The 12,490-nt window shown below is 24.2% G+C and carries 13 protein-coding genes and 2 pseudogenes; 5 read left to right on the top strand and 10 right to left on the bottom strand.

Annotation, left to right across the window (positions count from 1 at the left end; genetic code table 4):
• Nucleotides 1–91 precede the first annotated feature (91 nt).
• Both ACZ91P_RS11830 and ACZ91P_RS11825 read left to right on the top strand, forming a co-directional pair.
• Nucleotides 92–730, top strand: a complete 639-nt coding sequence (locus ACZ91P_RS11830; protein ID WP_465156389.1) for a DNA adenine methylase — start codon at nucleotides 92–94, stop codon at nucleotides 728–730.
• Between the two features lie 177 nt (nucleotides 731–907).
• Nucleotides 908–1,258: pseudogene (locus ACZ91P_RS11825) on the top strand (DUF3627 domain-containing protein); the annotation flags it as partial.
• Between the two features lie 165 nt (nucleotides 1,259–1,423).
• On the opposite strand, the pseudogene ACZ91P_RS11820 reads toward ACZ91P_RS11825, so the two are convergent.
• Nucleotides 1,424–2,401 (bottom strand): annotated as a pseudogene (locus tag ACZ91P_RS11820) (IS30 family transposase).
• A 406-nt stretch (nucleotides 2,402–2,807) separates the two neighbouring features.
• On the opposite strand from ACZ91P_RS11820, the gene ACZ91P_RS11815 reads away from it, so the two are divergent.
• From ACZ91P_RS11815 to ACZ91P_RS11805, 3 genes are all read left to right on the top strand, one after another.
• Nucleotides 2,808–3,593 (top strand): hypothetical protein, encoded by a 786-nt coding sequence (locus tag ACZ91P_RS11815; protein ID WP_465156387.1) that lies wholly within the window; start codon nucleotides 2,808–2,810, stop codon nucleotides 3,591–3,593.
• A gap of 131 nt (nucleotides 3,594–3,724) precedes the next feature.
• Nucleotides 3,725–3,925 (top strand): hypothetical protein, encoded by a 201-nt coding sequence (locus ACZ91P_RS11810; protein ID WP_465156385.1) that lies wholly within the window; start codon nucleotides 3,725–3,727, stop codon nucleotides 3,923–3,925.
• A gap of 9 nt (nucleotides 3,926–3,934) precedes the next feature.
• Nucleotides 3,935–4,213 (top strand): hypothetical protein, encoded by a 279-nt coding sequence (locus ACZ91P_RS11805; RefSeq protein WP_465156383.1) that lies wholly within the window; start codon nucleotides 3,935–3,937, stop codon nucleotides 4,211–4,213.
• A gap of 134 nt (nucleotides 4,214–4,347) precedes the next feature.
• On the opposite strand, the gene ACZ91P_RS11800 is transcribed toward ACZ91P_RS11805, so the two are convergent.
• The 9 genes from ACZ91P_RS11800 to ACZ91P_RS11760 all read right to left on the bottom strand — a co-directional run bounded on the left by ACZ91P_RS11800 (nucleotide 4,348) and on the right by ACZ91P_RS11760 (nucleotide 12,490).
• Nucleotides 4,348–5,073, bottom strand: coding sequence for a hypothetical protein (locus ACZ91P_RS11800; RefSeq protein ID WP_465156381.1), 726 nt, complete (start codon nucleotides 5,071–5,073; stop codon nucleotides 4,348–4,350).
• The gene (locus ACZ91P_RS11795) at nucleotides 5,036–6,658 is read right to left on the bottom strand and encodes a hypothetical protein (protein WP_465156379.1); all 1,623 of its coding nucleotides are present in this window, start codon (nucleotides 6,656–6,658) and stop codon (nucleotides 5,036–5,038) included. Before ACZ91P_RS11795 ends, ACZ91P_RS11800 begins: the two co-directional genes overlap by 38 nt.
• Nucleotides 6,658–7,911, bottom strand: coding sequence for a hypothetical protein (locus tag ACZ91P_RS11790; RefSeq protein ID WP_465156377.1), 1,254 nt, complete (start codon nucleotides 7,909–7,911; stop codon nucleotides 6,658–6,660). The genes ACZ91P_RS11795 and ACZ91P_RS11790 overlap by 1 nt, the downstream gene beginning before the upstream one ends.
• A gap of 13 nt (nucleotides 7,912–7,924) precedes the next feature.
• The gene (locus ACZ91P_RS11785) at nucleotides 7,925–8,194 is read right to left on the bottom strand and encodes a hypothetical protein (RefSeq protein WP_465156375.1); all 270 of its coding nucleotides are present in this window, start codon (nucleotides 8,192–8,194) and stop codon (nucleotides 7,925–7,927) included.
• A 15-nt stretch (nucleotides 8,195–8,209) separates the two neighbouring features.
• On the bottom strand, nucleotides 8,210–9,145 hold the full coding sequence (locus ACZ91P_RS11780; RefSeq protein WP_465156373.1) for a hypothetical protein: 936 nt from the start codon (nucleotides 9,143–9,145) through the stop codon (nucleotides 8,210–8,212).
• Between the two features lie 12 nt (nucleotides 9,146–9,157).
• On the bottom strand, nucleotides 9,158–9,469 hold the full coding sequence (locus ACZ91P_RS11775; RefSeq protein WP_465156371.1) for a hypothetical protein: 312 nt from the start codon (nucleotides 9,467–9,469) through the stop codon (nucleotides 9,158–9,160).
• A 9-nt stretch (nucleotides 9,470–9,478) separates the two neighbouring features.
• Nucleotides 9,479–10,693 carry a hypothetical protein gene (locus ACZ91P_RS11770; protein ID WP_465156369.1) on the bottom strand — a complete coding sequence of 405 codons (1,215 nt, stop codon included), beginning with the start codon at nucleotides 10,691–10,693 and terminating at the stop codon, nucleotides 9,479–9,481.
• Nucleotides 10,694–10,787: 94 nt separating this feature from the next.
• On the bottom strand, nucleotides 10,788–11,645 hold the full coding sequence (locus tag ACZ91P_RS11765) for a hypothetical protein (protein ID WP_465156367.1): 858 nt from the start codon (nucleotides 11,643–11,645) through the stop codon (nucleotides 10,788–10,790).
• Between the two features lie 386 nt (nucleotides 11,646–12,031).
• Nucleotides 12,032–12,490 (bottom strand): hypothetical protein, encoded by a 459-nt coding sequence (locus tag ACZ91P_RS11760; RefSeq protein WP_465156365.1) that lies wholly within the window; start codon nucleotides 12,488–12,490, stop codon nucleotides 12,032–12,034.

The following is a 12,490-nucleotide window of genomic DNA, read 5'->3' as shown; positions in this document are numbered from 1 at the left end:
TAAACACTTTGATAAAATTAAAGCATAATTACCGGCTAAATTTGATAAATTTATAGATTTATTTTGTGGCGGTGCTTCAGTTCACTTAAATGTGTTAGATCAGCAGTTATGTAACAAAGTAGTTTTTAATGATTTGCATACTAGTTTAATTGAATTTTGACAATATGGTATTCATTTAATTGAATTGGATTATTTGAAAAAATTAGCATATCCTAATTCAAAAACTATTAATGAATTGAAAGAAAAAATGTTTGATGATTATTGTTTAAATTTTGGTGAAGAATTTTTAATTAAGAACGCATTACCATTTAATGATGAAGAATGAGGTACTTGAACAGATAAAAGATTACAACAAAATTTTAATGTTAATAAATTATTGAGAATTCAAAATGTTAGAAGACTATTAGTTGATCCTAAAAATAATATTGAGTTCTATAATAATTTGGACTATAAAAATATTATTAATAAATATTATATAAATAAAAATATTGTTTGATATTTAGATCCATCATATTTTTATAATGAAGGAAGAGTTTATAAACATTCAAAAATGAACTTTTATGAACTAAAAGATAATATTTTAAATATTAAAGGTAAATGAATTTTAAGTATTGATAATTCTGAATTTATATTAAAGACTTGTTTAAAGAATTTAATATTAATGAATTTAAATGAGTTTATAGTTCTACTAATTGTCATAATAAAAAGCCAAAACTTGGCCAAGAATTAATTATTACAAATTTTATGTAGTGTGATTAATTATTAAACTTAAATCTCAAATTTGTCATTCTATTTTGAATAAAAAATTTGTTGATAGTTTGTTTTGAGTAATGTATCATAAACCAAGTTATAAAAGTTGTTTTAATACGGCATTGTGTAAATATAATATGGAAAGTAAGGTGTTTTTATGAGTTTTTATAAGAAGAATATTAACGTACAAAATTATTTTATTCGAACAGAATTTATAGTTTTTCAAACTGACAAAGCTTAGTTTATAAATTTACCTAACCACAATAAACATATTGGTTTTTGATTAAATAATAATTTTATTTATTTTAGTAAAAAACATTCTGATCAAGTAGCTATTGGTTTGATTTATGATAATTCTTATCCTATTGTGAAATATGATGAAAATTTAAAACGACATGTTTGGAAATATTTAACTGGAACACAAATAATTAATTTGTATAATCAATATAAACAAAATTATTTTATACAAATGAAAAAAGCATTATTCCCTGGTGAACCTCAAAAAGTGTAAATTGTACTACGAAGTGTAACATCCTACTTAATTTTATTATAACACCAATAAAATAAATGTTCAATATAATTTATTTTAAAAAAATTTAGTATTTTTGTTTTAAATTTATAAATTTTGGCACACTGAAAAATAAAATGATTAAAATTTTTATAGGTAATTATATTAAAAATTAAACATTTGTATAAAAACTTCTTTTGAAGATAGTCAATGTAAAGATTTTTTAAGTTTAGAGTTTATTATATTAGCAACTTCTTGATAATAATTTCTTAAATAAATACTTAAATCAATTTCTTTGGAAAATCAATGTCTAAAATCACGAATTGCTCTTTCAACTTTGGGTTTTTGAGTTGGAGTTCCAGCATCACAAAAATATACTTTAGCATTTGTTATTTTTTAAATTTTTTCTCAATCAGCAAATTCTTTGCCTTGATCTGTTATTGTTCCTTTGCATCTATCTTTAAAAAATCTGTTAGAAAAAATTCGTTTTAATGCGTTTGTAACTTCTTTTGTTGTTTTTTCTTTTAATGGTTCAATAATTTTAAATTGGGTTAATTCTTCGATTAAAACTAAACAAACACTATTATTTTTGCCAACCATAGTATCTATTTGAAATCAACCAAATTCATTTTTATCATGTTTTGCTTCTTCAATAGTTCTAAAATTTCTTATTTTTCCACGGTTATCAATTCTATTTTTTGTTTTATATTTTCTACCATGAAAATACAAATTATCTTTCTTGAAATTTAAAAATCCCAAATGAATATATTTATATAAAGTTTTAAAACATACCGGAAATTTAATACCAAACTCTTTTTCATATTTTTTACAGATTTGTTCTGGTGAATCATGAAATTTGTTATATTTTTCATCTAGTCATTCTAAAATATTTAGCAATAATGATGATTTTTTAAAACATTTTTGTCGTTTTTGTAAATAATCTTCGTGTGCTAATTTAGCGTCATATTCATTATCTTTTAACCTTTTTATTTCTTGTCTAATTGTATTGCGATTTTTATGCAATATTTTTGCTATTTTAGATATATTGGATTTACCATTTTTTCTTTTTAAAGAATCAAGTTCTAATAAATCTTTTAACATTACTCTTTCTTTAAAAGTAAAATGATGCTTTGTTTTATCCATTTTAAAAAATCCTTTCTTTTATATACAAAGCTAATTATATAGTTTTTTGAGGTTTTGGGCGAGCGGTTTATTTTCTTAAATTTTTGTGATAATGTGATAAAATGACTTACAAGTTAAAAAAGATTTTGAGGTTCTTTCAAACAAATTTGGGAACCTTTATAAAATTCTTCGCTTAACGCTTAGAATTTTTCCCAAGTATTTCGAAAAGCGCGGCAAAAGTTTTTTTAAACTTTAAGGAATTTTTCACAAACTTATGAAAATTCCGCGAGCCCAGATTTAGTACAATATAATCAGAATAATAATCATTTGTATAATTTCCTTTCTAAAATATATTTAAAAGTGCTTATATATAATGTCAATAGATCTTGAAAAAAGTTTCAAGATAAAAGATAGGAAATTATAAAAAATGAAAAAATTACTTAGTTTATTAAGTGTATTAACAATTAGTGGAACTGCTGTACAAACAAAAATTGCCGCTAGTCCTTATCAAAAAGAAGAAACTAAATTAGAAAATAATGAAATTAGTTATTTACAAACAAATAATTTAAAAAATTTAAATAGAGTTAAAAGACAAGAAATAACATATCCAATATTAGAAGATGTGTTAATTGATTTAAGAAAAACTAGCATGAAAAAACCAATGGAATTTCAAATACATGATTGATGATGTGTTATTGCAATTTTAAAAAATATATTTAGTAATAATATTATTAATAATAAAGATCTTAAAGAAATAGAACAAGAAGAAATTGCAAGTTTTTTTCCAAACAATGCAAATGATGGCGCTTCATTATCAAAGGTAATTGAAATATTAAACACAAACCCGATAATTCAGGAAAATTTGGGATTTAATTTAAAGAAAATTGATTTAACTCGATTATTTTGAAATAAATTAAATGAAATAGAAAAAGTAATGTGGATAAGACATTTAATATGGGAATCTCTTTCTAGACAATCTCCTATTATGTTTGGTGGTTTATTTGATGACGACGAATATGATGATGAAGGATGTGATAGCTCTTATCATGCTGCATTAATTGTTGGAATCAAACCAAATAAAGAAAATATACTTGAAGATACTTATTATGTTAGAGATCCATGAAAAGACAGTGAAGCTGAATTTATTCCAGATCAAACTACAGAAATTTCAATGACGGGGAACAAATTTTTAATATTTTATTTAATCAAATAGAAAACGGTATCGTATTAATTCATGAAGATGTTTTTCAATTATTTTGTGAAAAAGCTATTAGTATTTTTTTATCAATTTGAGAAATGGCAGAACCAGAATTAATAGCAGCTATAGTATAGTAGAATTAAAATATGAAAAAAATATTAAGTCTTTTGGGAACAAATACTTTAATTAGAACAAATACAACAAATTTAGTTGCTTTTAATAAACCACAATATAGCGAAAAAGAATTAGCAGATTTAAAAGAAAAAAATAATATAAAAACAAAAAATGGTATTTTAGAATGAATGGCACCACAAGAAAAACCATTTAATCAAATTGATAATAAATAATATTTTGTTGTGTGGCGTGTTGATGAAAGTGCTGATTGGCGTATTATTAAGTTTAAAAATAATGAAATGACTATTAAAATTGATAATTCTAATAATCGGCAATTGCAAAAAACTGATTTAGGTATGGGAAGAGATTTATATATTACAAATGATTCAGGGTTTGTTAAATATGTGACACATTGAACAGATGATAATGGTTCTTACTTTAAATCAGTTTATCGTTGAAATAATGATAGCGAACCAAATATATATGTTGAAAATAAATTAAAAAGTTATTTAGATTTATAAATCTAAATAACTTTTTATATTTCTAATGTAATTAATGATAATTTTTCATTATTTTTATTAAATAATTTTAAATTATTAATATTAATTTGTTCTTTTGTGGGTGGATAGGAAAATATTAAACTATTTGATTTTTTTTAAAAATTAACAACTGCGATATTTGAATATGAGTTTTCATTTTCAATGCCATTTTTATACAAATATCATTCATTATCTTCGATTAATTGTAAATATGTATTTCTGTCTTTTCCACTGACTTTAGTTCCGATAGAACAATTTTTGATTAATTCTAAGTTAATATCTTTTCCTTCAGTAATTTTTTCATTTATTTTTTCAATAAAAATATTTATATCATAATTCCCATAACATCATATGCCAGATATTTCGATTTGATTTAAATTAAATAGTTTTTCGTGTTTTAAAAAAGTTATTTTAATACTGTCCTCAACTAAATTTTTAGTTATACTCACTCAATTTGATTTAGAATAAAGTAATTTATTTCATTGAGAAAAATAGTTTAAATAATCTTTTATTTTGTCATTAGAAACAATTAAATTAGTTAAATATTTGCCATATTCACCATCAGATAGTTTAATTTCAGCAGGAATAAGAGAAGGTATATTGTTTGTTTCTAATTCATTTGTTATTGATAATCAATTAAAGTAATTTGCTTCTAATTGATAAATATAGTTTTCTGAAATATCTTTGTTTTTAACAGTTACTTTAATTTCATCATTTTTATTAATATTATTTTGATTTTTTAAATTTCAATCTGTAATTTGTCCTGTTTTAGGTAAAATAAACGGTGTATTTGGTTCGCTATCATTATTTCAACGATAAACCTGATTTAAAGTAAGAACCATTATCATCTGTTCAATGTGTCACATATTTAACAAACCCTGAATCATTTGTAATATATAAATCTCTTCCCATACCTAAATCAGTTTTCTGCAATTGCCGATTATTAGAATTATCAATTTTAATAGTCATTTCATTATTTTTAAACTTAATAATACGCCAATCAGCATTTTTTTCACCACGCCACACAGCAAAATATCATTTATCATCTTTCTCATTAAATGGTTTGTCATTTGAATAAACCTCTTCTCAATAATTTATTGGTCTTGTTGGAATAGAACCACCAGTAAAATTAAAATATGATGAATTTAATTTAACTTTGTAATGTACAAACTCTCAATATCCAGTTTCTACCTCTCTTGGATTAGATATTAATTCAAAATAATAAGGGACAAATAATTTAACATCATCATTATAGCCTTTATTAATTGCATATTTACTATATGTATAATTTGATAACATGTATATCACTTGTTTAATTCTTTTTAGATATCTTTTATGTAATTCACTTGGATTGTCTAATTTTCAATTTTCAAATAAACCATCAATAACATCTTCTGGTTTTTGTCCTTCAAATTTTTGACGTAATTCAGCCGCTTTATTAGTGGGATTTCCTTTTTCATCATATTTTGCACCTTGAAATTTTCGATCATAATTATAATGATAAGTTAAATAATTTAATAAAACTTTTTCTAAACCATTATTTTTTATTAAACTTAAAATATCATCTGGTTGAATATATATTTTTGCAATAAACCACGGTAAAAAACTTTCGATAAATCAATATTGAAATACTCTTAAATTAGGTTCTGTTTCAATAAGCATAGATAGCAACGGTACTAAACTAGCATTTTCAACTATTGATGAAGGATAAGAATAAACACCATTAATATTACCTCAACATTTAATATTTCCAAATAGCATAGATTTAGGATATTTAATTTCAATACCAGTAAATACTGTATCTTCAGGCAATGGTTTTTGTAAAACTAAATGAATACTATTTTGGTTTTTTCATTTTTTAAAGTCAGTTATTTTAACTAAATGCGTAGATTTAATAATGTCAACACCATCGGGTGAATAGGGGCGTTTATATTCTTCAATGATATAACATTCATTTTTGTTGTCTTCTGTAATTTGTTCATTAATAGATACTATTTTTAAGTCTAATGTTTCTAAAAATTCTTTGTCTTGTTTTGAAATATCATTAATTAAAATATCTTTTTCATCAATCATGACGTAACTTGTGCTATTATCTTGGACTGTGGTATTTTGTTGAATTTCTAATTTAAAATTAAAATCACTAATTTCATAACCAGTTATTTTAATATATTCATCTTTGTCAATAAAACCTATTTTAACGCTATTTTGAGAATAGTTTAAGGTTGGTTTTTGTTTTGTCTTAACAAGATTATTAATTTTATAAATATATAAGGTTCTAGCACGGTCTTCAGTAAATAATTGTTCTAAATCAGGGTCGCAGTACTGCGATTGACTAGCAAAATCTAATGGAATACTATCAATTGAATAGTCAATTGGTTCATTATTTTCTGCTAATTGTGCTAACATTTTTTCAGATGGTTTTAACATTATTCTTGTTCTCCTTCTTCATTAGGCATATTGATAATAGTTTCGTTGTTTTTTAATTGTCTGTTTAAAGTAGCATTTACTGGTAAGCGAACATCAACAATTAACTCGTCAATATTTTTAATATTGAATGTTCTACTGTTTAAAATGGCATTATCATATTTAATTAACTTAATAATAAATTCAGTTAATTTAATTTCTCTAATATATATCATTTGTTCGTATGATGCGTTTGTTTGAATATTTACACCAGCAACTTCTGCCTGAGTTTGTTGTGCTCTCTTAGCAATGGCGGGAACATGATGTCGATTTATTTTATAGTAATTTGTTAATAATCAATCATATATTTTAGTTAATTGCTCACCTTTAAAATTACCAGCAATATAGTCTACTGGTTGAAAATTACTATCAGGGTCTCCTTCAATTAATAACAAGTCATTTTCAATAAATGATGCCAGCATTTTAATAATTTCTTGGTCAACCACACCAGTAACTCCATTAGTATTAATAGTAAATTTACCACTATTTAATAATGGATCTAACATTATCTTTTCAGCAATAATATCTAAAATACTAGCAAATTGTTTACCATAACGAGCAGAAGGCTCAAAATTAGGGTTATTAGGAATAATTTGAATTGGAATAAAATTAAGTGGTAATATTTCTTCTCTTTGTAAAGTTGTATAGTTATTTAATTTAGCATCATCAATATATAAGTCGGTAATAGTACTATATAATCGTGTTTTTAACTTTCTAATAACTTTTACTTGTTTAGTTACATAATCAATTTCTAATTTTTCAGTAATAAAAATACTCTGGTCATTTTTAATATAAGGGTCATAATCAAAAGTACAAGATACTAAATTACCTAATTCATCATATTGGTCATTGTAAAAATCAATAGTAATAAAATTAAGTTTTGAATTATTAGTAAAAATAAAATATGCACCTTTACCATTCTTATTAATTTTATATTCGTTATATCAATTCTTATTGGTAAAGTCCTGCATTTTTAAAAATTTATTAATTAATTTAGTGTCTAAATACTGTTTATTAATTGGATTATAAATGCTAATTTCTAAATCACGTAGATTTAAAAAATTAGCATTATCTTCACAAATTCTTTTTTCTAAAATCTCATTATGTTTTTGAACAGTAACATTTTTACGATTAATAATCGTTGATGCTAAATTAAGATAATAACTATCAATATCATAACTCTTTTTTAATTTCTTTTTTGCTGGCAACAATCCCATTTATAACACCTCCTTATTTTGTTTCTTCTTTTTTAATAACATCTTCAATACTATCTTCTTTTTGTTTTTTGTTATGTGTTTTGATAAATCTAATTGTTTCAATAATTAAAACTATAATTCCAGCTCTGATAAGCATTGCTGAAACAATAACATATGCTGGCCAAGAAATACCTAATGTTTTTTCTCCTATAAAACAAATAATAATTCCTGCGATAAAAAACAATGATGAAACTCCAAATATTTTCAAAAACATAATTACATCTTTAACTTCTACTTTTGGCATAATAACATCTCCTTTCTAATTTACCTTTTTTCTTTCAATAAACACAAATCCCAAAGGTCTAAATGTTGCTGGACCATTGACTCCAATATTAATCAATCCATCAGGATTAATAGATAATACTAAACATGCACTATTAACACCTATTTGATCATATATAACACCTATTGTTTGTTTAAAACTATGCCTTGTTTGCAACATCCCTTGACTTTTTAAATCTCCTTTGATATTTTTTCCTGAGGCTCAAATTCTATAAATATAATTTTCTTTATCAAAATTAGGAATATTATATCCAGTTTGACCAACTATAAAATCACTAGTATCAACAATTTCTCAATCTGGAACTTTTGGTATAACAATTGATTTTTTTAATTCATCTAAAATTTCTTCTTTTATTTTTGCAAGTTTTTCATCTTTATTTTTTTCTATAACAAGTTTATCTAATAAAGCATCAACTTCTAATTGAGTATAATATGCTTCTAAATCAATCATTGTTAAATCAATACCTTCTTCTTGAAAAGTACGAAACATTTTCTTTAAAGTTGTTAAATTAGCCAATGATTTTGCATAGCTAGGCAATAGACCTTGCCATGTTGCCATAGGGTCATTTTGTGAAGAATAATTAATATCACCAACACTCATATTTGCCGAAGTAAAAAACTCAATTGGAATACGATTAAATGTTCAATGCTCAATCGTAATAAACACCATATTAATACAAATTTTCTTTAATAACGGGTCTTTAAATGTTTCAAACTTTAATTTTGAAAATGGATAGTTTAAGTAAGAATTAATCATATTTTGGGCTCTTAAAGCAAATGTTTTAAATCATAATTCTACATCACCTTTAAAGAACTTATTATAACGAACTGGAATTTGTGTGATTTTACCTGTCATTGGAATAAAATTATTATAATTTTCCAAAGTAACATTTTGTCATAATTCATTTAACATTTAATCATCTCCTTATCATTTACTTTTTTTAGAATATATTTTCTTTAATATAAATTTTTTACTATTTAGTAATGTTTTTGTTTTAATTGTTTTGTTTAAATCTTGTTTTGTTCTGAATTGCTTGTATGTTTGAAATGCTACTCCATTACCCAATAAACTAGTAACCACACTATCTTCTAGCGTATTTAACAATTTATCTTTATTAAAGTTATTTTTAAATTGTTCTTGTAATTTTAATACTTTAGCAATTGTTTGATATATTTTAAAACTATCTTTTACTACTTGTTGATAAGCAAGTGGGGCAAAAGAAACTAAATTAAACAAACTTGTTTTTTAAAATCCCCAACCAATAAATCATTCACTATGCATATAGAATTTAAAAGGTTTGGGGGATAAAACAAATTGTTCTGCTTTGATTAAAGTTGTCATAACGACAATTGGGGCATATTTAGGATTTTTATAATATATTGTTAAAGCAACTTCACCCGCAACTGATAATGGAACAATTTTAACTGCTAAAAAAACATCAGAGCCATAAGCAAAGGGTAATAATTGTCCCTTTTTAATAGCCTTAGTTTCAAATTTAGATAATATTTTTTTAGTTTTATCAGTAATTTTATTAATTACTTTTTGTTTAATAGTAATTATTTGTTTTTCAATTGGGGCTAATAATTTTTTAGTTACTTTTTGAATATAAAAATTTGGGTTTAAATGATTTAAAACTTTATTTAATTTAATTGGTGTTTGATGCAAGATATTTAATAATTTATTATTATATATTTTACTGCTCCGCATTAAATTAGCATTTAATATTAGGTTTTTACCAACACCTTTTTTATGAAGATTGGTCATAATGTTATATCACTCATTAGTATTAATTTTGCTTATTTTATCAATATTTAATCCATATTCAGACAATCATTTATTAGCATTTATTTCATTTATGCGTGGTATTTTTTGAACTAATGTAGGACTTATTTTTTGAATATTTTTTTCAATTTTTAATAAATTATTAATTGTTTCTAATTTAGAAACTTTAAAACCCTTATAAAAATCATTTCGGGCTAATTTTCCAATTGTATATAATAAAGTTTCATTATTAGCTTGTTTTGTAAAATCAAATATTAATTTATCAGATAAAATCTTTTTACCTCTAACTTGTCTTACAACATCTTCTAAATTATTAGCAGTTATTATACCTAATTTTTCAAGTAGTTTAGTTTCTTTCACTAATTTTAAAATTTTAGTTGTTCGAGCAGCACGCGTTAATTTTCCAATACCACCAATTGCTGGTAGCAAATTTAAGGCAGTACTTTTTGCTGTCACTTCTGATGTTAATTTATCGTATATTTGATTTACGGCAAAATCGGTTGCTGTTTCTACTCCAAATGAGATAAATGCTGCGGCAAAATTAGATAATCCCGCACCAAGACCAACAGCCGAAGCAATACCACCAGTTAAAACTAATAAACCAAGAGCTAAAACTTGAATTCCTAAAAATTCTAATAACTGTAAACCAAAATTTTTTTCTTGTTGTTGGATTGACAATCTAGTTGGATTTTTTTAACAGCATAAATAAGGGCTGTTTTAGATGTTCCAATTGGCTATATATCAAACTAAAAAGTACTATTTTTTAGTACTATTAAGAATTTTTAATTTTAACATCAATCGGATTTGTTTGACCAGTAGCATTGTTTTTACCTTCAATTTGAACTTCAACAGTTTTATCATTTGTAATATTAATTGGTCAGTCTTCACCTTTACTTTCAATAAAGTAATCAAAATCACTTTCAGTTAAAGAACTATTTACTGCTTTTACTGCTTTTAAAACAACATCTTTAAATTGTAATTTTAACTGTTCGGCTGTTGTTTTTGTTGGGTCTGTAACATGAATATTTGGTTTATCTATTTTATTAATTTTACTAATATAAATTTTTGAAACAATATGTTTAATAATTCCCTTAGGTTCAACTACTGCCCCACCTAAATATAAAACTTTTTCCATAATCAAAGTATTACCCATACCAGTACCCAATGCAGCTGTACCAACTCTTAATGGAGTATGGTCTTTTTTACGTAAGATAAGAGGGTCATATTTTTTACTAAATTTAAAGGCAATTGCATTAACACCATCTGGTAATAGAGTAATTGTTCCTTCTGAACCATCTTTATTAATAATTGGTAATTTTTTAGGAACCATATAGTATGTTGTTCCTTCAACAGTTTTCATTGCTCCGCTTGTTTCAATTACATTGTTTATTTGGTCATTTGCTCCAAGTTGTAACTGTAATTTATTATGAATTCCACGAATAAAATCAGCCGAACCCAAGACAACTGTTTCTGATGGGGTAAATCCATTTTCATATATTTTATCCATAATTTCATCGTGAATTTGTAAAGCATTAGTATTATCTGCTTTTTGGTCTTGAATGGTTGTAACTACTTTTTTATTAATAATTTCTAAAATTTTATTACGTTTATAAGCAACCTCAGTATCCATTGCTTGTTCAATATCAGCAGCCCAAAGATTAGGGTTAAAATCACTTTCTACAGGGTCTAATTTACAAGCAAAAGTTAAAATTGTATCTAATTCAACAATTTCATCATCAAATTCTACTTCTGAATAATTTAATAATTTATAATCATTATTAAATACTTTCCCATCTTTACCAGAACCTTGATTATATTTAATATTTTTCTTTCTTTTATATGCTAAACTAAATTTACTTGCATCTTTTCACGCAAATAATGCTTCTTAACTAAATTTTTGTTGATAAGTTTGTAAATATCATTGTTCAAATGTTTCTCGATCTCGTTTTGTTGCTTGATTAGCAATATCTCCGAAAATTCTTTGTGGGTTTTGTGCCATAATTTACTTCCTTCTTTCTATTTATTAAATACATTGTCTGTATCTAAAATATTGTTTTCTTTGTTTTCTACTTTTGGTACGCCCCCAGTATTAACTGTTTGTACCTTAATTAATTCATCATAAACACTTTGCAATTGTCTTTTAATGATTTCAATATCATCAGTAATATCATAAGACTTTAATAAAACATTTTTAAATTCTTCATTATCAGTTAAAGAATTAATAAAGTCAATTACTTCAATTTGTTTTAATTGAATTGTTTGTTGTTCAATTTGTGAAGTTAATTCAGTATTTTTTGTTTGTAGTTCGTTGATTTGCTGATTACTATTTTCTAAATTAATTGCATTAAATTCTTGAACTTCAGCAGTATTTTCTAAAATAATTTCAGCAGTTTTAATATCTAAACTACCATCTTCATTTTTAATAGGTTCACTATTTTCATTAATAAGAACATATTTTACATTTTTTAATGCCAT

This window comes from Spiroplasma endosymbiont of Halictus nicosiae (genome assembly GCF_978018445.1).
This window is presented reverse-complemented; position numbering and strand designations above follow the sequence as displayed.